The sequence below is a fragment of the Thiocapsa sp. genome, assembly GCF_011390875.1.
GTDB lineage: Bacteria > Pseudomonadota > Gammaproteobacteria > Chromatiales > Chromatiaceae > Thiocapsa.
This window is the reverse complement of record NZ_JAABRP010000054.1, coordinates 1-26,813: the sequence shown is the minus strand read 5'-3', so window position 1 is coordinate 26,813 and position 26,813 is coordinate 1. Positions and strand designations below refer to the sequence as shown.

The 26,813-nt window shown below is 64.7% G+C and carries 24 protein-coding genes and 2 tRNA genes; 19 read left to right on the top strand and 7 right to left on the bottom strand.

Features of this window, described 5'->3' with window-relative positions:
* Positions 1–46 precede the first annotated feature (46 nt).
* From GPT33_RS06325 to rpmB, 3 genes are all read right to left on the bottom strand, one after another.
* Complete coding sequence (locus GPT33_RS06325; RefSeq protein ID WP_296806519.1) at positions 47–706, bottom strand: thiopurine S-methyltransferase; 660 nt, start codon at positions 704–706, stop codon at positions 47–49.
* Positions 707–1,068: 362 nt separating this feature from the next.
* The gene (rpmG, locus tag GPT33_RS06320; RefSeq protein WP_007193702.1) at positions 1,069–1,236 is read right to left on the bottom strand and encodes a 50S ribosomal protein L33; all 168 of its coding nucleotides are present in this window, start codon (positions 1,234–1,236) and stop codon (positions 1,069–1,071) included.
* 14 nt (positions 1,237–1,250) lie between these two features.
* Positions 1,251–1,487 (bottom strand): 50S ribosomal protein L28, encoded by a 237-nt coding sequence (gene rpmB, locus GPT33_RS06315; protein WP_120798017.1) that lies wholly within the window; start codon positions 1,485–1,487, stop codon positions 1,251–1,253.
* Between the two features lie 184 nt (positions 1,488–1,671).
* Between rpmB and GPT33_RS06310 the strand changes: the two genes are divergently transcribed.
* From GPT33_RS06310 to GPT33_RS06220, 19 genes are all read left to right on the top strand, one after another.
* Positions 1,672–1,745 (top strand) — tRNA-Cys (locus tag GPT33_RS06310).
* Between the two features lie 136 nt (positions 1,746–1,881).
* Positions 1,882–1,966 (top strand) — tRNA-Leu (locus GPT33_RS06305).
* Between the two features lie 19 nt (positions 1,967–1,985).
* Positions 1,986–3,212, top strand: coding sequence for an efflux RND transporter periplasmic adaptor subunit (locus GPT33_RS06300; RefSeq protein ID WP_296806515.1), 1,227 nt, complete (start codon positions 1,986–1,988; stop codon positions 3,210–3,212).
* Between the two features lie 46 nt (positions 3,213–3,258).
* Positions 3,259–3,963, top strand: a complete 705-nt coding sequence (locus tag GPT33_RS06295) for an ABC transporter ATP-binding protein (protein ID WP_296806513.1) — start codon at positions 3,259–3,261, stop codon at positions 3,961–3,963.
* Positions 3,964–4,159: 196 nt separating this feature from the next.
* A complete protein-coding gene (locus GPT33_RS06290) occupies positions 4,160–5,320 on the top strand; it encodes an FtsX-like permease family protein (protein ID WP_296806511.1) in 1,161 nt (386 codons plus the stop codon).
* On the top strand, positions 5,317–6,663 hold the full coding sequence (locus GPT33_RS06285; protein WP_296806509.1) for an ABC transporter permease: 1,347 nt from the start codon (positions 5,317–5,319) through the stop codon (positions 6,661–6,663). Before GPT33_RS06290 ends, GPT33_RS06285 begins: the two co-directional genes overlap by 4 nt.
* Before the next feature lie 455 nt (positions 6,664–7,118).
* Positions 7,119–8,489, top strand: a complete 1,371-nt coding sequence (locus GPT33_RS06280; RefSeq protein ID WP_296806508.1) for a V-type ATP synthase subunit B — start codon at positions 7,119–7,121, stop codon at positions 8,487–8,489.
* A gap of 18 nt (positions 8,490–8,507) precedes the next feature.
* On the top strand, positions 8,508–9,113 hold the full coding sequence (locus GPT33_RS06275; protein ID WP_296806506.1) for a V-type ATP synthase subunit D: 606 nt from the start codon (positions 8,508–8,510) through the stop codon (positions 9,111–9,113).
* Entirely contained in the window at positions 9,110–10,915 is a 1,806-nt protein-coding gene (locus GPT33_RS06270) for a V-type ATPase 116kDa subunit family protein (RefSeq protein WP_296806504.1), read from the top strand. Before GPT33_RS06275 ends, GPT33_RS06270 begins: the two co-directional genes overlap by 4 nt.
* Complete coding sequence (locus GPT33_RS06265) at positions 10,912–11,358, top strand: ATP synthase subunit C (protein ID WP_296806502.1); 447 nt, start codon at positions 10,912–10,914, stop codon at positions 11,356–11,358. Before GPT33_RS06270 ends, GPT33_RS06265 begins: the two co-directional genes overlap by 4 nt.
* Positions 11,355–12,092, top strand: coding sequence for a hypothetical protein (locus tag GPT33_RS06260; RefSeq protein WP_296806500.1), 738 nt, complete (start codon positions 11,355–11,357; stop codon positions 12,090–12,092). Before GPT33_RS06265 ends, GPT33_RS06260 begins: the two co-directional genes overlap by 4 nt.
* Positions 12,093–12,107: 15 nt before the next feature.
* Positions 12,108–12,821 (top strand): DUF2764 family protein, encoded by a 714-nt coding sequence (locus GPT33_RS06255; protein ID WP_296806498.1) that lies wholly within the window; start codon positions 12,108–12,110, stop codon positions 12,819–12,821.
* A gap of 337 nt (positions 12,822–13,158) precedes the next feature.
* Complete coding sequence (locus GPT33_RS06250) at positions 13,159–15,012, top strand: V-type ATP synthase subunit A (RefSeq protein WP_296806525.1); 1,854 nt, start codon at positions 13,159–13,161, stop codon at positions 15,010–15,012.
* 587 nt (positions 15,013–15,599) lie between these two features.
* Positions 15,600–17,798 (top strand): cation:dicarboxylase symporter family transporter, encoded by a 2,199-nt coding sequence (locus GPT33_RS06245; protein WP_296806496.1) that lies wholly within the window; start codon positions 15,600–15,602, stop codon positions 17,796–17,798.
* Positions 17,798–18,865 (top strand): DUF481 domain-containing protein, encoded by a 1,068-nt coding sequence (locus tag GPT33_RS06240; RefSeq protein ID WP_296806494.1) that lies wholly within the window; start codon positions 17,798–17,800, stop codon positions 18,863–18,865. Before GPT33_RS06245 ends, GPT33_RS06240 begins: the two co-directional genes overlap by 1 nt.
* Positions 18,862–19,791 (top strand): YihY/virulence factor BrkB family protein, encoded by a 930-nt coding sequence (locus tag GPT33_RS06235; RefSeq protein ID WP_296806492.1) that lies wholly within the window; start codon positions 18,862–18,864, stop codon positions 19,789–19,791. The genes GPT33_RS06240 and GPT33_RS06235 overlap by 4 nt, the downstream gene beginning before the upstream one ends.
* A gap of 321 nt (positions 19,792–20,112) precedes the next feature.
* On the top strand, positions 20,113–20,772 hold the full coding sequence (locus GPT33_RS06230) for an ABC transporter ATP-binding protein (RefSeq protein ID WP_296806523.1): 660 nt from the start codon (positions 20,113–20,115) through the stop codon (positions 20,770–20,772).
* Between the two features lie 124 nt (positions 20,773–20,896).
* Positions 20,897–21,136: a DUF433 domain-containing protein gene (locus tag GPT33_RS06225; RefSeq protein ID WP_296806521.1), complete on the top strand. Its 240-nt coding sequence runs from the start codon at positions 20,897–20,899 to the stop codon at positions 21,134–21,136.
* Positions 21,120–21,464, top strand: a complete 345-nt coding sequence (locus GPT33_RS06220) for a DUF5615 family PIN-like protein (protein WP_296806490.1) — start codon at positions 21,120–21,122, stop codon at positions 21,462–21,464. Before GPT33_RS06225 ends, GPT33_RS06220 begins: the two co-directional genes overlap by 17 nt.
* 183 nt (positions 21,465–21,647) lie before the next feature.
* Here the strand turns inward: GPT33_RS06220 and GPT33_RS06215 are convergent, their stop codons facing one another.
* The 4 genes from GPT33_RS06215 to GPT33_RS06200 all read right to left on the bottom strand — a co-directional run.
* Positions 21,648–23,438: a hypothetical protein gene (locus tag GPT33_RS06215; RefSeq protein WP_296806488.1), complete on the bottom strand. Its 1,791-nt coding sequence runs from the start codon at positions 23,436–23,438 to the stop codon at positions 21,648–21,650.
* The gene (locus tag GPT33_RS06210) at positions 23,435–25,039 is read right to left on the bottom strand and encodes a tetratricopeptide repeat protein (RefSeq protein WP_296806486.1); all 1,605 of its coding nucleotides are present in this window, start codon (positions 25,037–25,039) and stop codon (positions 23,435–23,437) included. Before GPT33_RS06210 ends, GPT33_RS06215 begins: the two co-directional genes overlap by 4 nt.
* On the bottom strand, positions 25,036–26,067 hold the full coding sequence (locus GPT33_RS06205; RefSeq protein WP_296806484.1) for a VWA domain-containing protein: 1,032 nt from the start codon (positions 26,065–26,067) through the stop codon (positions 25,036–25,038). Before GPT33_RS06205 ends, GPT33_RS06210 begins: the two co-directional genes overlap by 4 nt.
* Positions 26,060–26,813: VWA domain-containing protein (locus GPT33_RS06200; RefSeq protein WP_296806482.1), on the bottom strand; the 754-nt coding region annotated here is incomplete at its 5' end. The genes GPT33_RS06200 and GPT33_RS06205, both read right to left, overlap by 8 nt.

Sequence of the window (26,813 nt, the reverse complement as noted above, 5' to 3'; positions counted from 1 at the left end):
GAGGGCAAGCAGCACCAGCAGAAGGCGTTTCATCACCTGCGGCGTCTCAGGGACGCGGCTCGAGCTTCCATACGTGCTCGGCGAGCGCGGTGAGGCCGCGTCGGCGAAAGTTCGGTGACTCGTCGATCACGTCGAAATGCGCCAGGGGCTCGATGCTGTAACGATCCCCGAAACGGGTTTGAACCTCTTCGCGGCCGACCGAGAAGGGTGGGCCGGACATCTCGGCCTGATCGTAATCGAGCGTGATCAAGAGGCTCTTTGCGGTCGCGGGCACAATGGTCTTGAAGTGCTCGGCGTAGGCCGGGCGCATCTGCGGGGGGAGGGCGATCAGCGACGCGCGATCGAAGACGGCGCCGACACCTTCCAAATGTGCAGGCGTGAGGTCGAAGTAGTCGCCGACGAGCACCCGCAGCTCGTCGACCGCGTAAGTGCGAAACGGCGGTGTGTCCGTGACGCGCGGGTCCAGCCCGTTTTCGGCAAAGAACTCCTTCACGCCCAGCTCACTGATCTCCACCCCGACGACGGCGTGCCCCCGGCTGACGAGCCAGAGAAGGTCGAGTGTCTTGCCGCAGAGCGGGACGAAGACCAGGGTCTCGGGTACGAGGCCAAGACCGGGCCAGAACTCCTGCAGATGCACGTTGATCTCGGGGAGATGCCACCCGATTTCGCCGTGATGCCAACGGTCGAGCCAAAATTCAGGGGTCATGGGGAAAGTGGCGAGTCGTGAGGATTGAGTCGGGGATAGGTGGGAATCTGAATCAACGCGTGTCGTGTTGTCCGCCGAGGCGTCGCTATGCGAGTCGGCCACCGCCGACGCTGATGGCTGAGCCCAAACCCGGCGGGAGACGGTACGGCTATCAAGGTCCCGAGGTCGGTTCCGAGATCCACAAGTGCCGGCCGCCGAGACAAAACCAGCAGCCGACGTCGCACGGGGGATGGCGCGATGGCGAGCGTGCCACGCAGAAGCCGGCGCCAAAAAAAGAACCCGCTTGCGCGGGCTTATTTTCAAGTGCCGGCACGAGCACGGCGACTCGGTAAGAGTCGAAGGCTCCGCGGCGATGGAAGGCGCTACTTGATCTTGCCTTCCTTATACATCACGTGCTGCCGGATGACGGGATCAAACTTCTTGATCTCCATCTTGCCGGGCTGATTGCGTTTGTTCTTGGTGGTCGTGTAAAAATGACCGGTACCGGCGCTGGAATTGAGCCGGATCTTATCGCGTGCTGCCTTGGCCATGGTGTGCCCTCCGGTTAGACCTTGTCGCCGCGTGCGCGGATCTCGCCGAGCACGGTGTCGATCCCGCGCTTGTCGATGATGCGCATGCCCTTCGTGGAGACCCGCAGCTTGACCCAGCGCTTCTCGCTCTCGACCCAAAACCGGTGGTCGTGGAGATTCGGCAGAAAACGGCGTTTCGTCTTGTTGTTCGCGTGAGAGACGTTATTGCCGGTAATCGGGCGCTTACCGGTGACCTGGCATACCTTGGACATGGCGGAATCCCTAGAATTCGGAGGTCGTGCTTCGGGGTAGAAAGAAGCGGAAAGCTAACATGTTTTCGCGATTCGACGCAACGCAAAATTCCTTGTCCGCGTCATCGGCCGACTCGCGTCAGCGTTTTCTCGCCACCGCAAGCCCGTGACAAGCACGCACGGCACGACTATACTTTCCGGCTCGGGCTGAGTGGCAGAGTGGTCATGCAGCGGCCTGCAAAGCCGTGCACCCCGGTTCGATTCCGGGCTCAGCCTCCATCATCAACCCCCGCAGGTACCCTTCCCGGAACTCTTCGTCGATCGTCGACTCGGATGATGTCGCCCCTTGGTGCAACAAGGATCGTACGACGCACCGGAAGGCCGACTTATCCGACAGCCGAAAGCCTCACGCCGCGCCCGGGTGGCGAAACTGGTAGACGCAAGGGACTTAAAATCCCTCGACTTCGGTCATGCGGGTTCGAGTCCCGCCCCGGGCACCATCCCTCTTCGGACGGACTCATGTCGGAGCAAGACCCTCTCAAAGAGCTTCGTATCGATCGCGCCGACCGTGATGGCGGCGGTCACCGCGGGCTTTGGCTCGTTCTCGCGATCCTCGCGGCCGGTGCGCTCGGCGGCGCGGCCTACTCTGTGTTCTCCGAAAGTCCGGTCCCGGTGGATGTCGTGATCGCGCAGGCGCCGTCCGCGGGTCCGGAGGCCGTCTTGGATGCGACCGGCTATGTGATCGCCCGCCGCCAGGCGACGGTGTCGAGCAAGATCTCGGGCAAGCTTGCCGAGGTGTTGATCGAGGAAGGTGTTCAGGTCGAAGCGGATCAACTGCTTGCACGTCTCGACGACACCGACGCGAAGGCACAGCTCGATCTCGCGCGGGCACGCCTGGCCGCGGCCCAAGCCCGGCTCGGCGAGATTCAGGTTCAACTCGAGCAGAACCGACGGGGGCTCAAACGCCAGACGGAGCTGCGCGCGCGCAAGCTGGCCTCGGAGGAGGCGCTCGAAACCGCCTCGACGCAGGTCGAGACCCTCTCGGCGCAGCTCGAGGCGCAGCGCAGTCAGGTGCGGGTGTCCGAGGCCGAGGTCGCGGTCGCGCAGGTCGCGTACGACAACACGGTCGTGCGGGCGCCCTTCGCCGGCGTGATCGTCGCGAAGGCCGCCCAGCCCGGCGAGATCGTCTCGCCGATGTCGGCCGGCGGCGGCTTCACCCGCACGGGCATCGGGACCATCGTGGATATGGACTCGCTCGAGATCGAGGTCGACGTCAACGAGGCGTTCATCAATCGCGTCAGACCCGATCAACCGGTGCAGGCGGTCCTCGACGCCTACCCGGATTGGACGATCCCGGCATCGGTGATCGCGATCATCCCCACGGCGGACCGCAGCAAGGCGACGGTGCGGGTGCGGATCCGGATCGATGCGAAGGACCCGCGCCTGATCCCGGAGATGGGCGTGCGGGTATCCTTTCTTCGGGACGAGACCGAGGTCTCGGACGGCGCGACCGAGGGGGTGCTGATCCCCGCGAGCGCGATCCGGGGCCATGACGACGGCAGCGTTGTCTTCGTCCTGGACGGCGATCATGTCCGTGAACGCAAGGTGACCCCCGGCGAGGAGATCGGCGATCGACGCCGCGTCGAGCAGGGCCTGATCGAAGGCGAGCGCGTCGTGCGCGATCCGCCGCTCGCATTGGCCGACGGCATGCGGGTGTCGACGCGAGGTGAGGTTGAAACGCCGTGACGCCGACCAGACCGGATTGAAGCGCCGGTCCGAACCCATGTCAGAGATGCCCCCGACCCCCGAACCCTTGGTCGCGATCCGCGGCGTCAGCAAGGTCTACGAGCGGGGAAGACAACGCATCGAGGTCCTGCATCATGTCGACCTGGATATCCCGGAGGGCGATTTTCTCGCCTTGATGGGGCCGTCCGGATCGGGCAAGAGCACGCTGCTCAACATGATTGCAGGACTGGATCTGCCGACCGAAGGCTCTTTAAGCGTCGCCGGACATCGGATCGACCGGATGTCGTCGACCGAACTGGCACGCTGGCGGGCGGCCAATGTCGGCTTCGTCTTCCAGTTCTACAATCTCCTGCCGGCACTCTCGGCGCAGAAGAACGTTGAGCTGCCGCTCTTGCTGACCCGGCTGTCCGCGGCACGGCGTCGGCGCAACGCGGCAATTGCGCTCGATCTGGTCGGACTCGCCGACCGCGCATCGCACAAGCCCAACGAGCTCTCCGGCGGTCAGCAGCAGCGCGTCGCCATCGCCCGGGCGATCGTGTCGGATCCGACGCTTTTGGTTTGCGACGAGCCCACGGGGGATCTCGACCGGCACTCGGCCGAGGAGGTGCTGACCCTCCTGCAGCGGCTCAACCGCGAATACGGCAAGACCATGATCATGGTGACACACGACCCGAAAGCGGCCGAGTTTGCGCGACGTGTCCTTCATTTGGATAAGGGGATTTTGGTCGAGCAGGCTGAGATCGGAGCGTGAAGGATGGGTTTCGCTGCGCTCCACGGGAGCGGGAATCGGGGCGTCGGAGCGGGGAGGATGGGTTTCGCTGCGCTCCACGGGAGCGGGAATCGGGACGTCGGAGCGGGGAGGATGGGTTTCGCTGCGCTCTACCCATCCTACGCGTTGTTCCCGATTTTTGTTGGTCGGTGGCTGGTGGCCTGAGGGTCTCCTCGCGATGAAATATCTCCCTCTTCTCTTCGCAGCGCTCATGCGCAAGAAGACGCGCACCTTGCTCACGCTGCTTTCGGTGGCGGCGGCCTTTGCGCTGTTCGGAATGCTGGATGCGGTGCGGGTGGCGTTCAACGCGCCTCAGAGCGTGATCGGGATCGATCGGCTCATTACCTCCTCGCGCCTCTCGCTGATCCAGCCCTTGCCTTACGCAGATTTGGCCCGGATCCAGTCGACGCCCGGCGTGAAGGCGGTGACCTATGCGAGCTGGTTCGGCGGCATTTATCAGGATCCGAAGAACTTCTTCCCGAACTTCCCGGTCGAGCCCCAGAGCTATCTCGACATGTATCCGGAGCTGGTCCTGCCGCAGGCGCAGCGCCAAGCCTTTCTCAAGATGCGTACCGGGGCGATCGTCGGGCGGGCGCTTGCGGATCTGCACGGCTGGAAGGTCGGCGACAAGATCCCGTTGCGCCCGACCATCTACCCGCATCGCGACGGCGGAGAGGTCTGGACGTTCGACCTGGTCGGCATCTTCGAGGCCGCCCAGCCTGAGCTTCGCGGCTCCGAGAAGCAGATGTTGTTTCACCACACCTATTTCGACGAAGGGCGCGAGATCGGGCAAGGCACGGTCGGCTGGTACATCGTGCGGGTCGAGGACGCGTCGCAGGCCGACCGGATCGCGCAGGCGATCGACCGCCAGTTCACCAATTCCGCCTTCGAGACCCGCACCCAGAGCGAGCGGGAGTTCCAGCTCTCCTTCGCGAAACAGATCGGCGACATCGGGCTCATCGTCACGGCGATCATGGCGGCGGTCTTCTTCACCCTGGTGCTGCTTACCGGCAATACCATGGCGCAATCCATCCGCGAGCGGATTCCCGAGCTGGCGGTGCTCAAGACATTGGGGTTCACCAACCGTGCGGTTCTTCTACTCGTCATGGCCGAGGCGCTCGTGCTGCTTCTGCTCGGGGGGCTGATCGGCCTCGTGCTCGCCGCCCTAGCCCTTCCGGTGATCGGCGAGGCCAGCTCCGGACAGCTCGATGTTGCGATGCGTCCGGAGAGCTGGTTGCTGGGGGTCGGGCTGATGGCGACCATCGGCATCCTGGTCGGGCTGCCGCCGGCGCTCAAGGCGATGCGCCTGGGGATCGTCGATGCGTTGGCGGGCCGATGAGCGAGCGACCGACAGCGTCGGGCGTTGACCTGGCTCAACTGCGGTCGACCTTGCCGACGGTCGCCGCGGGACTCGCCGTCGCAGCCTTCTTCGGGATTTGGATCCTGGCCCCGACGCTCGTGATCGCGCTCGCGTTGGTCTTCGTCGGCTGGCTGGCACTGACGCGAACCGGGCGGCAGGCGCTCGCCGTCGCGCGGGTCGGGTTGAGCACCGTACCCGAGCGTCTCGGGGCGACCTCGGTCGTGGTGGTCGGTATCGCCGGCGTGGTCGGTGTTCTGGTCGCTTTGCAGGCGATGGCGGCGGGGTTCGAGGCGACGCTCACGGGTGCGGGCAGCGACGACACGGCGCTGGTGCTGCGCGCCGCGGCCAATGCCGAGCTCTCCTCGGCGCTCGATCGACCCTCCGCTACGCTGATCATCCAGGCGCCGGGCATCAAGCGCGACGCGAACGACCGCCCCGTCGCATCGGTTGAGGTGGTGGTCGTGGCCAGCGTCCCGAAGCGCACGACGGGGACGGATGCGAATCTCGAGGTCCGCGGCGTCGGGCCGGCGGCCTGGCAAATCCGTCCGCAGGTACGTGTCGTCCAAGGCCGCCGCTTCCGGCCGGGACTGCGCGAGCTGATCGTCGGTCAGGGCGCGCTGCAGCAGTTCAGCGGACTCGAGATCGGCGACAGCATCGTCCTCAACAACCAGGACTGGCGCATCGTCGGCGTCTTCGCCTCGGGCGATACGCACGAGTCGGAGGTCTGGGGAGACGCCGAATCCATCGCGGCGGCCTACCGGCGCAACGGCTTTCAGTCCGTCGCCGTGCGGTTGACCGAGCCGGCGGCCATCGAGCGCCTTCGCACCGCATTGAGCGCCGACCCGCGCTTGAGGGTCGATGTGGAGAGCACGCGCGCTTACTACGGCAAGCAGTCGGAGCGGCTTACGCGGGTGATTCGGGCGGTCGGTATCGGGGTCGCCGTCATGATGGCGCTCGGGGCGGTCTTCGGTGCGCTCAACACCATGTATGCGGCCGTGGCGAGTCGCGCGCGCGAGATCGCCACCTTGCGCGCGCTGGGCTTCACCGGACTGCCGGTCGTCGTGGCAATCATGCTCGAGACCATGGCCCTAGCCTGTGCCGGCGGGATCCTCGGGGCCGGAATCGCCTGGGCCTTGTTTCACGGTTTCACGGTCTCGACCTTGGGGTCCAATTTCAGCCAGGTCGTCTTCCAGTTTCAAGTGACACCGGAGCTCCTGATCCGCGGCCTGCAGTGGGCGCTCGGCATCGGATTCATCGGAGGCATCTTCCCGGCGCTTCGCGCTGCGAGGCTTCCGGTGACGACGGCGTTGCGGGAGTCTTGATGGGCTGCTGCGCCTAGCCGCTATCGGCCTTCCTTCGGGGCACTCGCGATCGGGCGGAACGCTGCGGCGAGACGCCTCGGCTTCCATGACGCGGCCCCTTGCACGACCCCGGACACCGCACGAAGACCAGGGCGAAGTGACGATCCTCACATCGAGTTTAATTTGATCCTTGAATCAGCGCCGCATAGACTCGGGATCCGAGGATTCACAGTCGCGCAACTTCCATGACCTGAAAGAGGCACCTAAACCGCGTCCAGAGCGATATGCGTCATTTTCATGTTGTGTCGGGCTTGGGGATGTTTCCGACCCTTGTGGAGACGCGGTTTAGTTTTTGTTTTCTCGAAACTTTAAACCGCGCCGGCACCGATAATCGTCGAGTCTGCCGAGGCCGATTCCATCCGAGAACATCACATACTGCGCTGGGCGCGGTTTAAACACGCGGGGAAAGACGTTCGATGTCCCATACGCTCGTGCGCTACTCGAAGGTCGTCGAGATCGTCGGCGACCTCCTCAAGGTCCTGGTTCCGCCCCCGGTGTCGGATCAAGGCCAACGTGTCGCGTTCGGCGACCTGGGATTGGTCGAGGACCCGAGCGGCTTTAAATCCATGGCGCGCGTCATCAGGCTCGAAGGCGAGCTGGTGTCGCTTCAGGTCTTTTCGGGGACGAAAGGGCTTTCCACGCAGGCATCGGTCCGCTTCCTCGGCCATCCAATGCGCGTGACCTACTCGCCGAATGTCCTCGGTCGGGTTTTCCGCGGCGACGGCACCCCCTTCGATACCGGTCCCGGCCTCGCTCAAGACCCCAAGATCGAGATCGACGGCCCCTCGGCAAACCCGGCGCGACGTTTGCTCGCCTCCAAGATGGTGCGCACCGACGTCCCCATGATCGACATCTTCAACTCCTTGGTGGAGAGTCAGAAGATCCCGATCTTCTCGGTCGCCGGCGAGCCCTACAACGCGCTGCTCGCGCGCATCGGCATCCAGGCGGATGCAGACATCGTCGTCTTCGGCGGACTCGGGCTCATCTTCGACGACTATCACTTTTTTCTGCGTCGCTTCGAGGACGCGGGCGTGTTCGCCCGCACCGTCATGTTCGTCAACCTCGCCTCCGATCCCGTGGTCGAGCGCCTGTTGGTGCCCGATATGGCCCTTGCGGTCGCGGAGCGGTTCGCGGTCGAGGAGGGCAAGCGTGTCCTCGTCCTGCTGAGCGACATGACCGCCTATGCCGACGCCATGAAGGAGGTCGGCATCGCCATGGAGGCCGTGCCGTCCAATCGCGGTTACATGGGCGATCTGTATTCCCAGCTTGCACGACGTTACGAGAAGGCCGCCGACTTCAAGGACGGCGGCTCACTCACCATCCTCACCGTGACCACCATGCCGGGCGGCGACGTGACGCATCCGGTGCCGGACAACACCGGCTACATCACGGAAGGTCAGTTCTATCTCCACGACGGGATGCTCGACCCCTTCGGCTCGCTCTCGCGCCTGAAGCAGCACGTGATCGGCAAGGTCACCCGCGAGGACCACAGCCAGATCATGAACACCATGATCCGCTTCTATTCGGGCGCCCGCGATGCCGAGCAGAAACAGGCGATGGCCTTCGATCTGTCCGAATTCGACATCCGCTTGATCAAGTTCGGGAACCTCTTCCGGGAGCGCTTCATGGACATCGATGTCAGCATCCCGCTGGAGAAGGGCTTGGATCTCTGCTGGCAAACCCTGGCCGAATGCTTCAATCGCGACGAGCTGCTGATGAAGGAGAACCTGATCGACAAGTACCTCCCGACGCTCGTCGACGACGAGCCGATTCAAGCGGCGGCCTGACGCGAAGCGGACCATCGCATGTCACGCGTCAGTCTCAGCAAGTCCTCGCTCGCCAAGCAGAACCGTGCGCTGCAGACCTATGAGCGCTACCTGCCCTCGCTCGATCTGAAGCGCAAACAGATCATGACCGAGCGCGCCAAAGAGGTCTTGGCCCAAGCGGAGACCCATCGCAAAATCGCGGCGCTGCGCGAGCGCGTGACCGAGAACCTGCCCATGCTCGCCAATCGCGAGATCGCGCTGGCCGACCTGGTGCAGGTGCGCGGCGCACGCCTCGGCGAGGAGAACCTTCTCGGAACGCGGCTGCCCGTGCTCGAAGGGCTCGATCTCGTCAAGCGCGACTACGGCTTCTTGAGCAAGCCCCACTGGGTGGACGTCTTGGTCGATGCACTCTCCGAGATGCTGACGCTTCAAGCGCAACTGGCATTGCACGACCGGCGTCTCGTTTTGCTTGATGAAGCGGTGCGTAAGGTGACTCAGCGGGTGAATCTGTTCGATAAGGTGTTGATCCCGCGTACCCGCGAGAACATCAAGCGGATTCGCGTCCACCTCTCCGATGCCGAGCGCGCGGCGATCGTCCGCTCGAAGATCGCGAAGGGCAAACGACTCAGGGAGGCATCGGCATGAGTATCCAACGCCTGACGCGCCTGACCCTGGCTGGTCTCGCCACGGACAAGGATGGCGTCCTCGAGCAGCTCCAAACGCTTGGCTGTCTGCATCTGATCCCGTTGCGACCGGCGCCGAGAGAGCCGGAGAAGGAGCCTGCCGGCCACGCCGTCGAGGCGCTTCAGGCCCTACGGTACTTACAGGATATGCGCGAGAAGCGTCGTCAGGTGCGTGATCGGGCGGGGTTCGATCTGCCCGGCACCATCGCGGCCGTCCTGGAGAATCAGCAACGGCTGCGCGATACGAGCGATTGCCGCGATGCCTTGGTCGAGCGTATCGGCGAGCTCGAGCCCTGGGGCGATTTCACCCTGCCGCCCGAGCAGGATCTGGCCGGGCGCAAGTTTTGGTTCTACATCGTGCCGCAGCGCCAGATGGCGCATCTCGCAACGCTCGAGCTGCCCTGGCAGGTGGTGCATCGCGACAACCGTCAATCCTGGGTCGTGGTGATCCACCCGGACGAGCCGCCCCGCGACGCCTTGCCGGTACCGCGCACCCTGGCCGGGGCCTTGAGTCTCTCCGAGGTCCGCCGCCGTCTCGAGGCGGCCGAGCTGGAGCTTGAAGAGATTCAGGCCGAACATGTTGCCCTGACCCGCTGGATCTATCTCATCTCGACACATCTCGCCCAAGCCGAGGACGAGGCGCAGCTTCGCCATGCGCAGGCGCAGACGCGCGACGAGAAATCGCTCTTTCTGGTGCAGGGCTGGGCACCCGAGGACGCGGTCGCACCGGTCCAAGCGTTCGCCGAGCAACAGGGCCTGGCGCTGCTGATGGAGGCGCCCGGACCGGACGACGCACCGCCGACCCTGCTCGACAACCCCGGCCCCATCGCCGCCGGCCAGGACCTGGTGGCCTTCTACCAGATGCCGGCCTACGACTCTTGGGACCCCTCGCGCGTGCTGTTTTTCTCCTTCGCGGCCTTCTTCGCGATGATCCTCTCCGATGCCGGCTACGCCGCCCTCTTGGGTGTGCTGTTGCTGGCCTATTGGCGCAAGATCGGCACCAGCGAGCTCGGAGGTCGCCTTCGCATCCTGGCCGCGGCCCTGGTCGGCACATCCGTGGTTTGGGGCGTCCTGGTCGGCAGTTATTTCGGTTTTGCGCCCCGACCGGACAGTCTCCCGGGGCATCTGCATCTGCTCGATATCAACGACTTCGAGGTCATGATGCGGCTATCGGTCGGGATCGGCGTGGTCCACCTGATCCTCGCCAATCTCGAAATGGCGGGCGTCCAACGCGGCCGCGCGGCGGGGCGTGTGGCGCTCGGCTGGATCGCCGTGATGCTGGGCGGCTTTACGCTCTGGATCGCGGGCGATGCGGGCGTGCCCGAGTGGGTGATCCTCTCGGCGCAGGTCCTGATGGGCCTCGGGCTCGCCGTGGTCCTGCTCTTAGGCAGCGATCGCCGCGTGGACGGTGTCAAGGCGCTCGCCCTGCGCGGCTTCGACGGACTGAGCAACCTGGTGCGGGTCACACAGGTGTTCGGAGACGTGCTCTCCTATCTGCGACTCTTCGCGCTCGGGCTGGCCTCCGCCTCGATGGCCATGACCTTCAACGGCTTGGCCCGCGATGTCGCGACCGAGCTGCCGGGTCTGGGACTGCTGCTCGCCATCCTGATCCTCCTGGCCGGTCACACGCTCAACCTGATGCTCGCGCTCATGAGCGGCGTGGTTCACGGGCTGCGGCTCAACTTCATCGAATTCTATAACTGGGCCCTAGCCGGCGAAGGCTACCCCTTCAAACCCTTTAAACGGACGGAGTTGCGCGAATGAATGAATTTGTGGTTGCGCTGGGCTGGGCCGGACTGTTCGCTCCCATGGCCCTGGGTGCGATCGGCAGCGTTATCGGCTGCTCCGTGGCCGGACAGGCGGCGATCGGGGCGATGGTCGACACCGATTCCGGTTACGGACGCTATATCGGCGTCTCGGTGATGCCATCCTCGCAGGTCATCTACGGCATCGTCATCATGTTCAGCCTGCAGCGCGACGTCACACCCGTGACCGCACCGGCGCTCTTCGGCATCGGCCTGCTCTCGGGTCTCGCGTTGCTCTTCTCGGCCATGCGTCAGGGTCAGGCGTGTGCCTCGGCGATTCACGCCAGCAAGACCAAACCCGAGATCTTCGGTCTGTCGCTGGCGCCGGCCGCCATTGTCGAGGGTTTTGCCGTGTTCGCCTTCGTGTTCGCGCTGGTGTTGGCCGGCGGGATCCCCGGATGAGCCGCACGAGCAGCGAGGGGCGCGACACCATGACCACAGACGAGAAGGGCGCACTCAAGGGCCTTGCATCCTCCGGTGTCGAGGCGCTGATCGAGCGACTGCGCGACGAGGGCGTGCAGACCGGTCAAGCCGAGGCACAAAAGATCGAAACGGAGGCACGGCGCGAGGCCGCCCGCATCGTGCGTGAGGCCGAGAACCGTGCCAAGGCGATCCGCGAGGCGACCCAACACGAGGTCGATGCGCTGCGAAAAGGCGGCGAAGAGGCGCTGCGGATCGCCATGCGCGACACCGTTCTGCGACTCAAGGCCGACCTCGCCGATCGCTTCAGCGACGAGGTCAAACGGCTGATTGCCGCCAAGATCGAGCAGGAGGCATTCCTCGAGCGCCTGATCCTGGAAGTGGCCGCCAAGGCACGCGCGGAGGCCGGGATCGACGCCGGACAGGCTGTCGAGGTCCAGTTGCCGAAGGCGTTGGTGAGCCCCGAGGAGCTGCGTCGCAACCCGCTGGAGCTGCGCGAAGGATCCTTGTCGCACTTCGTGCTCTCCTTGGCGGGCAACATCCTGGCCGAGGGCGTGACCTTCGGGGTCGCCGCCGGAACGGACGGCAAGGGCATTCGGCTCGCACTCAAGGGCAAGGACGTGCACATCGACCTGACCGACGAGACGGTCGCCGCCACCCTGCTCGCGCATCTGCAACCGCGCTTTCGGGCCATCCTCGAAGGCATGGTGAAGTAAGGACACGAGGCGACCGTGGCGCACTCCGACCGTTACGCGATGCTCCTGAGCGCGTTGCCCTATCACGGCCCGCTCTTCGGTGCCAAGCAGACCCCCTTGTCGCGCATCCGACTGAACCAGCGTCTCGCCTTGCTGGATCCGGTCGAAGCGGACTGTCTGCACCACGCCAGACGTCTCCTGGAATGGGCGCAACAGGAGCCCGACCGGAGCGACGCGCAGGCGGTGGTTCGAGCAAGACAGGTCATCGACGGGATCACGAACCCCTTTATCCGCGATCTGGTGACCTGGCGTCTGGAGATGCGCACGCTGGTCGCCGCTCTGCGGCGGCGGCACCGCGGCGAGTCCGCGCCGCGCGACCGCCGCTGGGGATTCGGCCGCTGGACGAGCCGGATCATGCAGCACTGGAATGAGCCCGCCTTCGGTCTCGAGCGCGCCTTTCCCTGGCTGCCCGAGGCCGAGCGTCTGCTTGCACGCGGCGCCACCGTCGATCTCGAGCGCCTGCTGCTCGGCGCGGTGTGGAACCGTTTGGAGAGCTGCAGCGACGGGCACTATCTCGATTTCGAGGCCGTTGTCATTTACGTCCTGCGCTGGGACATGATCGCGCGCTGGACGACGTACGACGGCGCGGAGGCCGCACGACGCTTCGACGAGCTGGTCGAGCAGGCGATGGCGGGGGTCGAGAAGAGCCTACGCCCGCCCGCCGCCGCGCTCCGACCGGAACGCACTTAAACCGCGCCCGGTGCGGTATGCGATGTTTTTGGATGGGATCGGCCGCGGCAGACGTGACGACCGCTGGAGCTGGCGCGGTTTAAAGTATTGAAAAATTTTAAACTCTAAACCGCGTCTCACTGGGATCAAGACAATCTCCGAAGCTAAGCGAGCAATGAAAACGACGCATGTCGCTCTGGACGCGGTTTAGACGCGGTTTAACCCTGTCGACCGCTGGCCCGACGTCGGCGCCCTACTGGATCTATTCATGGCAAGACACACGACCCGAGGCAAGCCCAGGCACGAGGAACGGCCGCGTGCATCCGCAGGCGCCTCCCCGACACAGGACCTCGCCAAGATGCGCGACGACGACTCGACCGCCCCGCCGGCTCCGCCCGCGCCTCCCGCGCAGGCCGATGCGCTCGCCCGTGTCGTAGCGGTGCAGGAGAGCTTGGTGACCATCGAGGCCGGGTGGGAGAAGGGGACGCGCCGCTCCCTGATGAAGAACGAGGTGGTCCTCATCCTGCCGGGGCGGGCCGCCGCGGATGGACGCCAGGAACGCCTCAAGGCCGAGGTCCTGCGGGTGCGTGGCTATACCGCCGACGTCCAGGTGTTCGAGGACACGCGCGGCATCACCATCGGCGACCCGGTCGAGCAGACCGGCGAGATGTTGTCGGTCGTCCTCGGCCCCGGCTTGCTGGGTCAGGTTTACGACGGCCTGCAAAGCCCGCTCGACAAGATCGCCATCGAGCACGGCATCTTCCTGCCGCGTGGTGTGGATCTCGATCCCTTGGACCGGGAGCGCAAATGGTCCTTCGTCCCCGCCGTCTCGCAAGGTGCGCGGCTGGGGGCGGGCGGCCTGCTAGGCACGGTCGCGGAGGGGCGCTTCACCCACAAGATCATGGTGCCGTTCGACCAGGCCGGCGAGGTCGAGGTCACCTGGGTTCAGGAAGGGAGCGTGACGCTCGACACCCCGGTCGCGCGCATCCGCGACGCCGGGGGCGAGGAGCATTCTGTCGACCTGACCCAACGCTGGCCGGTTCGCCGCCCGCTGACCGAGCACATGCTGCGCGCGCGCACGACCGAGCGGCTCTATCCGAACGAGCCTATGATCACGACGATGCGCACCATCGACACCTTCTTCCCGGTCGCGCGTGGCGGTACCGCCTGCATCCCCGGCCCCTTCGGTGCCGGCAAGACCGTCCTGCAGCATTCGCTGGCCAAGCATGCGGACGTGGATATCGTGCTGGTCGTCGCCTGCGGCGAGCGCGCAGGCGAGGTGGTGGAAACCATCCAGGAGTTCCCGCGCATCAAGGACCCGGCGACCGGCGGCTCGCTGATGGACCGCACCATCATCATCTGCAACACCTCCTCCATGCCGGTCGCGGCGCGCGAGGCGTCGATCTACACCGGCATCACCATCGGCGAGTATTACCGCCAGATGGGCTATCACGTCCTGCTCTTGGCGGACTCGACCTCCCGCTGGGCGCAGGCGATGCGCGAGACCTCGGGGCGTTTGGAAGAGATCCCGGGCGAGGAGGCCTTCCCGGCCTATCTGGAATCGGCGATCCGCAGCGTCTACGAACGTGCCGGCCTGATCCGCAGCGCCGACGGCAGCTCGGGCAGCCTGACCATGATCGGCACCGTCTCCCCGGCCGGCGGCAACTTCGAAGAGCCCGTCACGCAGGGGACACTCAGCACGGTCAAGAGCTTCCTCGGTCTGTCCTACGACCGTGCATACCGCCGCTTCTACCCGGCGATCGATCCCCTGATCTCCTGGTCGCGCTACCTAGAGCAGTTGTCCGACTGGTACGCCCGCAACCTGGACCCGACCTGGACCGAACGCGTCAAGGCACTCAAGGATCTGCTGGTCCGCGGCGACAGCGTCCAGCAGATGATGCAGGTGACGGGCGAAGAAGGCATTACGACGGACGACTATGTCGTCTATCAAAAGGCGCTCTTCCTCGACATGGTTTTCCTCCAGCAGGACGCCTTCGACGATGTCGACGGCGCGGTCCCCATGGATCGCCAAAAACTCACCTTCGACCGCGTCTGGGGCATCGTCGAGCAGGAGCGTAGCTTCGAGGACAAAACCGCGGTGCGACACCATTTCAACAAGCTGACGGGGCTCTTCAAAAACTTCCACTACGCCGCACCCGAATCGCCGGATTACACGCGACTGCTCGCCGAGATCGACGCGATGACGGCCTAAACCGCGTCCAGAGCGACATGCTCTTTTTCGAGTGAGTTCGGCCTCGAGAGCATCCACGACCCTTAGCGGGGACGCGGTTTAGACTGATCTATTTCTTAACATCTTAAACCGCGCCGACTCCGACGGTCGTCAAGTCCGCCGGGGCCGATATCATTGAAGAACATCGCATACCGCACCGGGTGCGGTTTCAGGGCTTGATCGGCTCGAAGCCGGGCCGTAACCTGTTTTTTACCGGGCGCGTTCGTCGCATCGCGATCGACGCGTCCGGAACCAACCCCCGAACGCTCGCCGGAATCCAGGGTTAACCCTGCCGGTCAGTCGGGGCAGGCGGTGATCGACACCGCCGCTCAACCTCTGCAGTTGGCTCGTATCCTATGCGGCCGGGTCCCGATGGACCGGGCGGTGCGTCGCGGGTCCTGCAACCAACCGAAACGCTCGTCGAGCGTCGCGACGAGGCCATCGATTCCGCAAGACCCTCGCAAAAGGGTATCGGACATCACGGGCTAAGTCCGACCCATCGAGCCCAAGGGATTCGGCCAAGACGCGGTCTCCGCCGCCTGCGCCGTTCCCAAGGAGAGGTCATCAGCATGGGCTCGAATAACGGACAGCCTCGACGCAGGCTCGGCATCGCCACCCAGGTCTTCATCGGGCTTGGTTTGGGGGTTCTCGTCGGCGTCTTCTTCGGTGAGGAGGTCGCCTTCCTCCAGCTCGGAGGCGACATCTTCATCGCCTTGCTGCAGGTGACCGTCATCCCCTATGTGGTCGTCGCCCTGATCACCTCGCTGGGCAGATTGACCCTGGACGAGGCCAAACATCTTGGCCTGAAGGCCGGCGGCGTGCTGCTGCTGCTCTGGATCATCGGCTTGGCAGTGGTCTTGTCTTCCCCCTTGGCCTTCCCGAGCTGGCCCTCCGCATCCTTCTTCAGTACGAGCCAGATCCAGGAGCCCGCGGCGGTCGATTTTCTCAAGCTCTATATCCCCTCGAATATCTTCGCCTCACTGGCTTTCGCGATCGTGCCGGCGGTCGTCGTCTTCAGCATCCTGTTCGGTGTGGCCCTGATCGGAGTCAACAACAAGGCGCGCTTCGTCGACCTTCTCTCTACGGTCGGCGACACCCTGATGACCATGACCGGCTTCATCGGTCGACTCGCGCCTTACGGGGTGTTCGCCATCACCGCCGCGGCGGCCGGTACCATCGACATCGGCGATCTGGCAAGACTCCAGGTCTACATCGTCACCTATGTGTCAATGGCTCTGATCCTCAGCCTTTGGATCATTCCCGGGCTGATCGCGACGCTGACGCCGCTGAGCTACACGAGCGTCGTCCGCGCCTTTCGCGGCCCCTTGATCACGGCATTCGCGACGGCGAATGTGCTGATCGTGCTGCCCGTGCTGGCGGCGGATGCCAAGCGGCTGATCGCCGAGACCGACGGTCAGGACGGCGTGCCGAGCGAGCAGGAAGAATCCGCCATCGATATCCTGATCCCGGCGGCCTTTCCATTTCCAAACCTTGGTCTTGTGCTGTCCCTGATGTTCGTGCTCTTCGGCGGCTGGTTCGTCGGCGCGTCCGTCGCGGCCAGCGACTACCTGCTGATCGCCGGGGCCGGACTCGCCAGTCTCTTCGGCAGCACCATTCTGGCCTTGCCGTTTCTCTTTGATCTGCTGCGCTTGCCGGCCGACCTCTTTCAGGTCTTCATCACGGTCGACGTCATCGGCGCGCGCTTCGGCACGCTCTTGGCCGGCATGCATATCATCGCCATCGCCCTGATCGGCGCCTATGCCATGGATGGCGCGCTGCAAGTGCACGTCGGGCGCCTGGTGCGTTTCGCGCTCGTCTCGGTGGTGATGGTGCTGGTGGTCTTGGTCGGGATCCGTGCCTTCTATACCTACGTCTTCGTTGCACCCTTCACCAAGGATCAGGTGCTCGAAGGGCTCTCCTTTTTGCAGGCACCGCAGCCGCACACCGTTTATCGCGAGACACCGCCCGAGACGACTCCCGGTCCGCGAGCGACCCTGGCCCGAATTCAGGAGACCGGGGTTCTGCGTGCCTGCTATCAGCGCAGCGACTATCCCTCGTCCTTCTTCAATCGCGACGGGGATCTGGTCGGGTTCGATATCGAGATGACGCATCGCTTTGCGCGCGCGCTCGACGCCCGGGTGGACTTCATCCCGGTGGATTCGATTCCGGACGCCGAGTCATCCATCAACCGCGGTGCTTGCGACATCTTCATGTCCTTGTTGCCGATCGTCCCGGAGATGACCCTGAGCTTCGCGATGACGGTACCTGTCATCGACGGCCCGATCGGGATGATCATGAAGGACTATCGGCGGCGCGAGTTCGAGAGCTGGGAGGCCATCGCCGCAGCCGGCGACATCCGTATCGCCACCACCGACAACCGCGCGACCCCGCGCTTTCTCGACCGAATGCTGCCCGATGCACAACAGGTCATCCTGAAGGATACCGCGTCCCTCGACGCGCTCCTGACCGAGGATCCCCCGCGCTTCGATGCCATCCTGACGGCCGCCGAGGAAGGGGCCGCTTGGACCATTCGCTATCCGCGTTTCAACCTGACGATACCGACGCCGACGCTCATGATCCCGTTCGGCTATGCGCTGGCGCATGATGCCGATCCGCAGCTGCTGACCTTCTTCAACGCCTGGCTCGACAATGCGCAGGGATACGGCACCATCGACACGCTCTATCGCTATTGGATGCTCGGCGAGCTCGACGCCACGCGCGAGCCGCGCTGGTCGATCGCCCGCAACGTTCTCGGGTGGCTCGACTGATGGCTCGGGCCGCGGATCGGCATGACGGGCGCATGCGGATCGGCGGCCCGTTCATGGCCGGGATTGTCCTCTGGGCGGTTGCGGGCGATCCCGAAACCCAGGCCGACGAGATCAGGATGCAGAACGGCGACCGTCTGACCGGTCGCGTCGTACGCCAGGACGGCGATCACCTCACACTGCAAACCGATTACGCAGGGACTCTCGAGATCGCTTGGGCAGAGGTTCGCGAGGTCAAACTCGACGAGCCTCTCGATATGGTGATGACGAACAATCGCCTGTTTGCCGTCACCGAGATCGTCCGAGACGCGGATCGGTTGCGGGTCCAGCCGAGTCCACCGACCACGCAACCGATGCGGGTGGATCCGAAGCAGGTACAGGTCATCGCACCGGAGGATTGGGAAATCGGGCGCGGATATCGACTCGGCGGCGCACTGAACGCATCGCTGACCAGCGACCGCGGCAACTCGCACACGAACGATGTCTACATCGACTACCGACTGGACTATCGCCGACAACGCAGTCGGCTCGAAAGCTACGGGCAGCTCGAATACGAAACCTCCCGCGGCCAAAAGCTGACAGACAACTGGCTGGTCTTCAACAAGTATGTCCACGACCTGCAAGCGCCCTGGTTCGCATCGGGTTGGTTGCAGTTCAACAAAGACCGTTTTGCCGACCTTCGGCTGCGCACCTTGATCGGACCGGCCATCGGGTATCGGTTTTTCGAGCGCGAGGACCTCACGTTGAGCGCAGAAATCGGTGCTATCCATCTCGACGAGCAGTTCTACGACAGTGCCGATCAGGAGCATTGGGGGCCGGGGTTAAGCCTCGAATACGAGCAGCGCTTCTGGAACGACCGCATCGAGCTCTACCATCGTCAACTGAGCTTCACCGCCGTCAACGGAACCGGCGAAGATCTCTTGCTCACCTGGACCGGGGTGAGCGTCCCCTTGGACGGAGGGTTCGTCGGCGCCCTGGAATACCAGATCGAATACGACAGCAGGCCGTCCGATCAGGCCCTGACCACCGATACCACGCTGCTCCTCAAACTCGGATATCAATGGCAATGACGGAAGCCCCGAAGCCTGTCGCACCGAGATCGATCGAGCGATTCCGACTCGCCCGCGATGCCGGAAAGCTTTGGCTCGAGTACAACGCCTTCAGTCATGCCGGCGCATTGGCCTTCTTTACGCTGTTCTCGCTCGCACCCACGCTGGTCATCGTCGCCGCGGTCTTGGGCCTGGTGTTGGGCGAGAGTGCGGCCCAAGGCGAGATTGCCGCCCGGCTGCAGGATGCCATCGGGGTCGGCGCGGCTCAAGCGATCGAGCACGCGGTCTTGATGTCGCGCGTCGAGACGACGGGCTTGATGCCGACCCTGCTCGGGATCGGCGCCGTCGTGGTGGGCGCAACCACCGTATTCGCCCAATTGCGGTTCTCGCTCAACACCATCTGGGGTGTCAGACCCAACCCAGCCAGCAGCGGCCTGTTACGCATGGCCATGACGCGAATCCTGGCCTTGTTCGTCGTGCTCTTGATCGGCCTGGCGTTGTTGCTCTACAGCGTGACCAGCTCGGCGCTCGGTGCGATCGCGCCCTACCTGGACCTGTCGTTGCCGGGCTTGGATCTGTTGTGGATCGGCGGGCAATCGGCGATCGCACTGCTGATCGCGACGGCCTTCATCGCGACGCTCTTTAAGGTGCTGCCGGACGTGATCCTCTCCTGGCGGGACGTGATAATCGGCGCAATCGTCACCGCGCTGATGTTCGCAATCGGGCGCTACGGCATGACCCTGTTTCTCGCACACACCGCGAAGGCGTCTACCTTCGGCGCGGCGGCCTCGCTGGTGATCGTCCTGTTCTGGGTTTATTTCTCGGCGCTGATTCTCTTGCTGGGCGCGGCCTTCACGCGCATACATCTCCAAGCGCGCGGAAAGCCCGTCGTGCCCCGAAAATCGGCGGTGAGGGTCATGCAGGAACTTGTTCGGCAATCGCCTTAAACCGCGTCCGGAGCGACATGCGTCATTTTCATTTTGCGTTCGGCTTTGGAGATGTCCTCGATCTCGGTGAGACGCGGTTTAAAATTTTAAACTTAATATTTTTTAATACTTTAAACCGCGCCGGCTCCGACAGTCGTCGGAGCTGGCGCGGCCAAGCCACTCCAACACATGACGCATACCGCACCGGGCGCGGTTTAAACGCATTCGCGAGTCGATATGACACAGACGGAATCCGCGTCCGGCGATTCGACCCTAACCTCCGATCCGCGCGCGCCCCTGCGAGTCGTCTTCGCGGTCGAGAACCTCGTCAAGACCTACGTCATGGGCGAGGTCGAGATCCAAGCCCTGCGCGGCGTCGACATCGCGCTTTATGCCGGCGAGCTGGTGGTCATGCTCGGGGCATCGGGCTCCGGAAAATCCACCTTGCTCAATATCCTGGGCGGACTCGACCGCGCCTCCGGCGGCCGGGTCCGCTATCTCGATCAGGATCTGACGGGCGCCGACGACAAGGCGCTGACCGCCTTCCGGCGTCGACATGTCGGCTTCGTCTTCCAGTTCTACAACCTCATCTCCAGCCTGACCGCGCGCGAGAATGTCGCCATCGTCACCGAGATCAGCCCCGACCCCATGACCCCGGAGGACGCCCTTGCCCTGGTCGGCCTCGAAAACCGTCTGGACCACTTCCCATCGCAACTCTCCGGTGGGGAGCAGCAGCGCGTCGCCATCGCCCGCGCCGTCGCCAAGCGCCCGGCCGTGCTGCTTTGCGACGAGCCTACCGGGGCTTTGGATTCGAAAACGGGCATCCGCGTCTTGCAGGTCATCCAGCAGATCAACCGGGATCTCGGCACCACCACGGCCGTCATCACACACAACGCCGTGATCGCCGACATGGCCGACCGGGTGATTCGCTTGGCCGACGGGCGCGTGCAGGAGGTTCAGATCAACGCCCGTCGCAGGGATCCCGTCGAGTTGGACTGGTGATCTAAACCGAGTCATTTTGGTGCATGCGGGGTTGGAGGTGAAATGGGCTCCCTCTTGCTGCCGCACCAACGTCGACTAGGCTTGTTCGAGGAACGAAGTTCTTATTTGAGGAGGATTGCCATTGATCGACTTAACCGAACTGATCACCATCGATCCATCCGTTCGGGGCGGTAAGCCCTGCATCCGCGGTACTCGGATTACCGTGTACGACATTCTCGAGTACATGGCGGGCGGTATGAGCGACGCGGAGGTTCTCTCCGATTTCCCCAGTCTGACGGCAGAGCATCTTCGCGCGGTGTTGGTGTTCGCGGCACAGCGTGAGCGCCGGCTGGCGGCGAGCGCACCCCATGAAATTGCTGCTTGACGAGAACTTGAGGCCGAAGCTCCCCGCCTTACTAAACGATCTTTATCCAGGCAGCACTCAGATCGAGTTCCTCGGCTTACGTGGTGCAGCCGATTCCACCGTGTGGGAGTGCGCCAAAGCGGGAGATGACGTGCTGGTGTCGAAGGACAACGATTTTCGCCAACGCAGCTTCCGATTCGGCGCGCCTCCGAAAGTGGTCTGGCCGAGTGTCGGGAATGCCGGGAGCGATTTGATCCTTAGGCTGCTCAGGGAGTCCCGGGACGAGATCGAGCGTTTCGTAGCGTCCCAGGAGGAGGCGTTGCTCGTTGTTCCATTGACGACACTCTGACGCGAGGGTGATTCAACCGACCGAAGCGGCAAGACTTCGCATCGAAGGGATCCGGCCGAGCTGGCCTAAACCGCGTCCGGAGCGAGATGCGTAGTTTTCATTTCGTTTGGCTTCGGAGATGTCCTCGACCCCGGTGAGACGCGATTTAGTGCTCTAAACCGCGTCCTACGACGACGCAGCGGCTCAACGACCGGGGTTCAGGGCCGGCAACGCAGCGCGTTTGATCCGGGCGACGCGGCCCTTGCGCGGACGCAGCGCGGCGCTGCGGCCGACTTCCCGCATGAAGTCGCGTTTCCATCGCGAGAAGTCGAGATCCTGTCCGCCGTAGAGCGCGGCGTCCAGCTCCGGCATCAGCCGGGCCAAGGTTGCCGGATCCGCATGCGGACGTAAGCTCAGGATGAGGCGGGTTAGATTGGGTTGGGTCACCTCGCCTTGGAAGCGCAGCCGGCTGCGGGCATCCGCTTCGAAGCGTTCGCACCAGTCGACGGGGTCCGATGCGCGATTGGCGTGGCGCACGCACATCAGGAATCGGCTGCTCGGCGGGAGTGCTGCGGCCACGGTGGCGCGCATGCGCGCGACCAGCGGCTCGGGTCGCAGGCGATGGGCGATGTGACTCCAGCGGTCGCCGAGGACGGCACCGAATGCACGGAACCGGCCGGCTAGTCCTGCCGCCAAGCCGGCTTGCGGTCGGTCTGACGGCTGCGGCTTGGTGGCATAAAAAACGCCGCCCCAATAGCCCGCGATCAGCAGCAAAAGCCCCGTCAGCGGGAGCCAGACGACGCTCCAGTCCTCTGCGGTCATGACGGAGGAGGGCATGCCGAAGGGGCCGCTCTCGCCGCCGATGCTCAAGGTGCGCATCGGCAGACTGGCGATCTCCCGGGTGCCCGAGTCGGTATTCCACCAGGCGACACCGATCTCGGGAAGGGTCAGTCGACCAGACGACTGAGGGACGAGGGTGTAGTACTCGGTGCGGCGCGCGACCAGATCACGGCGGTCCGCCGAGAGACCGCTTTCCGTGAGCACCTGCTCGCGATAGACGCGGTGATCCGGTCCGGCGAGCTGCTCTTCCAGGCTCGGCAACTGAGCTGCAGTGCCTCCCACAGCGATAAGCTCCAACGCCAGCGTGACGGGCTGCCCGGGGACCAGGGTCGTCTCGCGATCGATGTCGGCCTTGAGACTTAACGATCTCAAGGGCAGCCAGGGCGTCACTGCGCTCACGGCCGGTCGAACCTGAAGGCGAATCGGGCGGTCGGTCACCGACTCGAAGCGCTGCATGCCGCCGCCGATGCCTCGCACGGTTCCCGTCACCTTGATGGGTGGAATCTCGATACCGCCCGGTCGCAGCGGTATCAGGGTCAGGATGAAGGTGTTGACGATCTCGCGCCGGCCTCCCTCCGCAATGCGCGACTCCGGGGTCGGTCCATCCAGGCGCCGCAGCAGTGCGTCTCCGGTGGCCGGGAGGTCGAGCGTGGCCTCCTCGGGGTTCTCCGAGGTGATGAGTCGAAGGCGCAGCAGCAGGGGTTGCTGCACATAGGGCTCCGGCTCGTCGAGCGTTGCTTCGAGCCGAGCCGGCGTTGCTCGCGGTTGGGCCCCATAGTGCCCCGGATATTGTCCCGGCATCGGGTTCGACATTTGGCCCGGGAACTGACCATATCCGGGTGCCGGCATCTGGCCCGGCGGATAGGCCGGCGGAACACCCTGCGGATAGGCCGGCGGGCTGCCTTGTGCATTGGTCGGCGGTTGGGGGCGGAACTGCCAGGATCCGGCCTGCAGCGGAGGTTGGCCGTAGGGTCCCTGAGGCGGGAAGGGCTGTTGTCCCGGATGGCCGTAGGGCCAGGCGCTCGCCGCCGGCCCGAACAACCCCAGCGACAGGCCCAGTATCAGGATCGGAATCAGGCCAAGTATCGGACTCGACGCCTGGATCATCAGGCCGCACAGCGTCGCGGGACGTCGGAGATTTTCGGTGCGCATCACCACGGACGATTCTCCAGAACGGGCGCACCCGTCGTCTGCATCCAACGCAGCTCCTCGAGGCGATACTGATTGCGGATCAAGAGTGACGGGTCGCCTTCCACCTGCTTGAGCCGCTGCTCCATCACGGCCATGCCTGCACCGAGCGCGGGTGATCCATCGATCGCGCCGCGTTCGTCCGTTGCATCCTCGTCGAATCGGTCGCCGGGCCGATCACCGAGTTGATCGAAACGTTCTGCGGCCTCGGGCTGGGCCTCGGTGCCGAGCGTCTCGGGTGGTTTCGCCTCTGCCGGACCGGGCGGACCCGGACGGGGTGTCCGGCCGGTGGCGTCGTCGGTGCCACCGTCTTCGCGGTCGGGCTGGCTCGGGTCGGAGCCCGGTGCATCTGCCCGCCCCGGCTCTGGTGACTCTGACTCCTTGCCGCTGTCGTCGGGTGATTCGGGCTCGCCGCGGCTCGGGTCACGCCCGTCCTTCGGGTCGTCGCCGGATGATTCATCTCTAGGCAATTCGTCTCGCAGTGCTCGAGTCTGATCCTCCTCGCCGTCGGCGGCCTCGTCGTTCTGCGGTGTTGCGGACGGTTCGGTCGATGGCTCGTCCTTGCCGCCCTCGCTCACATCGCCGGGCTCGCCGTCCTTTCCGGACTCGGAGGCGGTCTCCTCGCCGGAGGTGCCCTTCGGCGTGGTCCGATCCCCGGCGTCGCCTCGATCGCTGTCGCTCTCGGGTTGAGCGGACTCGCCGCCCTCCGAGTCGGTTGCGGTGTCCGCTACCGTTCCGGGGTGATCCGTTTCATCCGCGCCGCGTGCGTCGCTGGAGTCTCCCTGCGACTTGCCATCGGTGGGTTCGGATGCGTCGCTGCCTTGCCCTTGACCGGCCTCGCCGCCTTCACCCTCGGCCTGCGACTCGCTTTGCTGGCCCGAACCGTCGGAGGATTGGTCCTGAGAGCCGCTGTCCTCGCCTTGCTCGTCGCCGGACTCCTCACCCTCGGATTCTTGTTGCTCGGATTGCTGTTGCTGCTCCCCCTGCTGCTGGTCCTCTTCGGATGCCTGCTCATCCTCGGACTGCTGCTGCGGCGTTTGCTGTTCCTGTGGCTCTTCTTGTGATGCCTGATCGCGCTCTTCGGCGCTCTGTGTCGGATCCTCACCGTCCTCTTGTTCCGACTCGTCGCGAAACTGCTCCTGCTCGAGCCTGGCCAAGGTGGCTCTGGTGACGGCAAGGTTATGAGCCGCATCCGCGTGACTCGGATCCTCGCGCAGAACCGACTCGTAGGCCGTCGCGGCTCCCGCATAGTCGCCGCGCTCGAATCGGGTGTTGCCGAGGTTGTACCGGGCCGATTGCCCTTCCTTGCCTTGCTCGGCCTCGCTGAAGGCGCGTTCGGCCTCGTCGAGTCGCCCCGCGCGGTAGAGGGCGACGCCTTGCCGATAGGGATCGGAGAAGGACTCCGCTGCGGTGTCGAAGTCGCCCGCCTGATAGGTCTCGAGAGCCTCCTGCTCGGAGGTCTTAAACCATCCGGCGACTGCCGGGTACGGCAGGCAGAAGGCGAGCATGAGAAGCACCGCGGCAGAGCGGGAAATAACGCCGTGGCGCAGGATCGACGGGGCGCTCATGTGGATGACCTCCGCCGCCGAATCGGCGCACGGAATCGGGTCAGCACAAGCAGCATGACGAGGGCGACGGGGATCCAATAGCGCTCGTTCCACACCCGGGTTCGCTCGTCGCTCGATTGCGGCGGCAGGCGCGAGATCGAGACCGCGCGCAGGATGGCGTCCGAATCCGAGTCACGATAGTCGGCGATCCGATGGATGCCGGCGCCGGCCTCCGCCAGACGCACCAAGAGTGCGGAATCGAGCGAGGAGCGGACCGGCTCGCCTCTGAGATCTCGGATGAATGCGCCGGCGGGCCCCGGCACCAATCCGCCCTCCGTCGTCCCGATGCCCAGCGTGTGGATGCGAATCCCTCGGGCAGCGAGTCCTGCGAACTGCTCGGGGAGGTCGGGCTCCTCGAAATCGCCGTCCGAGATCAAGAGGATCGAGCGGGCGCTGTCCTCGGGGAGGCCTGCGAGGAGTTGCTCGGCCCGCACGAGCGCGGAGCCCACACGACTGCCCTGCAAGCTCGGGTCGGCAAGGTCGCTAGAGAGGGCGGGCAGGGCGTTGAGGATCGTCTGGGTGTCTTCGGTGATCGGCGAGATGACATGCGGCACGGATGCGAAGACGATCAGGCCAAGGCGCGCCTCGCGGTTCTTGCGCATCAGATCGCTGATCTCGTGACGGGCGCGCCCGAGGCGGTTCGGGGTGACGTCGGTGACCTGCATGGAACGGGAGATGTCGAGCAAGATCAGCAGGTTGTTGCCCGGATGGAAGAGTCGTACGTCGGTGGCGTCCCAGCGTGGGCCGGCCATCGCCGTGAGGATGAGCGCCCACAAGAGAGCCCAGCTCAGATAGCGGCCCCAACGCTCGGTGGTGCGCAGATCGCGCGTCCCGGTCAGGTGCGGCAGTAGGTGCGGATCGGCATAGCGGTGCAGCGGGCCTTCGGCCGCGCGGGCGGCGCTGCGCTTGAGCCAATAGGCGACCGGGAGCAAGGCCAAGAGGCCGAGGAACCACAGGGGTTGCTCGAAGTGAAAGCCGCCGTCAAACACCCGAAGTCCTCCCGACGAAGCGCTTGCGACCTTCGGGGAAGACACCGAGTCCGAGCAGCGCGATCAACGCGAGTCCGAGCGGCCAGCGGTAGAGCGGCTGAGGCAGGTAGGCGGTGCGTGTTTCCGCCTCGGTCTTCTCGAGCTGGCCGATGCGTGCCGAGATCTCCTCGAGCGCGCGGGTATCGGTCGCGCGGAAATAGGCCCCGCCCGTCAGCTCGGCGATCTCTTCGAGGGCGCCTTCGTCCATGGTCAGATCGTCGCGATACCGCACCATGCCCTCTTCGAGGATCGGGATGCTCGCCTGCTTGCTGCCGACCCCGATCACGTAGACGCGCACGCCGTTCTGTCGGGCCACCGTCGCTGCCTCGCTTGGTGCGAAACGTCCTGCATTGTTGTCCCCGTCGGCGAGCACGATCATGACCCGCGACCCCTCGGGACGCTCGCGCAGCTTCACCACCCCGAGCGCGATGGCGTCGCCCAGCGCCGTCGCCGGGCCGGCAATGCTCGGGACGATGCCGTCGAGCAGCTGACGCACGGCCAGCCGGTCCAGACTCAGTGGCGAGAGCACGAACGCCTGGCTTCCGAAGACCACCAGACCGACGCGATCGCCGCTGCGACCTTCGATAAAGCGGCCCATGACCCCGCGCACCACGCTCATGCGATTGACCGGGCGGCCATCGACCGTGAAATCCAGCGCCTCCATCGAGTGCGAGGCATCCACCGTGATCATCAGGTCGTATCCCGGC

Bases quoted from the DNA above. Each gene is read 5' to 3' on its own strand.
- GPT33_RS06325 (WP_296806519.1), bottom strand. From the start codon at position 706: ATGACCCCTGAATTTTGGCTCGACCGTTGGCATCACGGCGAAATCGGG.
- rpmG (WP_007193702.1), bottom strand. From the start codon at position 1,236: ATGGCCAAGGCAGCACGCGATAAGATCCGGCTCAATTCCAGCGCCGGT.
- rpmB (WP_120798017.1), bottom strand. From the start codon at position 1,487: ATGTCCAAGGTATGCCAGGTCACCGGTAAGCGCCCGATTACCGGCAAT.
- GPT33_RS06300 (WP_296806515.1), top strand. From the start codon at position 1,986: ATGTCGGAGCAAGACCCTCTCAAAGAGCTTCGTATCGATCGCGCCGAC.
- GPT33_RS06295 (WP_296806513.1), top strand. From the start codon at position 3,259: ATGCCCCCGACCCCCGAACCCTTGGTCGCGATCCGCGGCGTCAGCAAG.
- GPT33_RS06290 (WP_296806511.1), top strand. From the start codon at position 4,160: ATGAAATATCTCCCTCTTCTCTTCGCAGCGCTCATGCGCAAGAAGACG.
- GPT33_RS06285 (WP_296806509.1), top strand. From the start codon at position 5,317: ATGAGCGAGCGACCGACAGCGTCGGGCGTTGACCTGGCTCAACTGCGG.
- GPT33_RS06280 (WP_296806508.1), top strand. From the start codon at position 7,119: ATGTCCCATACGCTCGTGCGCTACTCGAAGGTCGTCGAGATCGTCGGC.
- GPT33_RS06275 (WP_296806506.1), top strand. From the start codon at position 8,508: ATGTCACGCGTCAGTCTCAGCAAGTCCTCGCTCGCCAAGCAGAACCGT.
- GPT33_RS06270 (WP_296806504.1), top strand. From the start codon at position 9,110: ATGAGTATCCAACGCCTGACGCGCCTGACCCTGGCTGGTCTCGCCACG.
- GPT33_RS06265 (WP_296806502.1), top strand. From the start codon at position 10,912: ATGAATGAATTTGTGGTTGCGCTGGGCTGGGCCGGACTGTTCGCTCCC.
- GPT33_RS06260 (WP_296806500.1), top strand. From the start codon at position 11,355: ATGAGCCGCACGAGCAGCGAGGGGCGCGACACCATGACCACAGACGAG.
- GPT33_RS06250 (WP_296806525.1), top strand. From the start codon at position 13,159: ATGCGCGACGACGACTCGACCGCCCCGCCGGCTCCGCCCGCGCCTCCC.
- GPT33_RS06245 (WP_296806496.1), top strand. From the start codon at position 15,600: ATGGGCTCGAATAACGGACAGCCTCGACGCAGGCTCGGCATCGCCACC.
- GPT33_RS06240 (WP_296806494.1), top strand. From the start codon at position 17,798: ATGGCTCGGGCCGCGGATCGGCATGACGGGCGCATGCGGATCGGCGGC.
- GPT33_RS06235 (WP_296806492.1), top strand. From the start codon at position 18,862: ATGACGGAAGCCCCGAAGCCTGTCGCACCGAGATCGATCGAGCGATTC.
- GPT33_RS06230 (WP_296806523.1), top strand. From the start codon at position 20,113: ATGGGCGAGGTCGAGATCCAAGCCCTGCGCGGCGTCGACATCGCGCTT.
- GPT33_RS06220 (WP_296806490.1), top strand. From the start codon at position 21,120: ATGAAATTGCTGCTTGACGAGAACTTGAGGCCGAAGCTCCCCGCCTTA.
- GPT33_RS06210 (WP_296806486.1), bottom strand. From the start codon at position 25,039: ATGAGCGCCCCGTCGATCCTGCGCCACGGCGTTATTTCCCGCTCTGCC.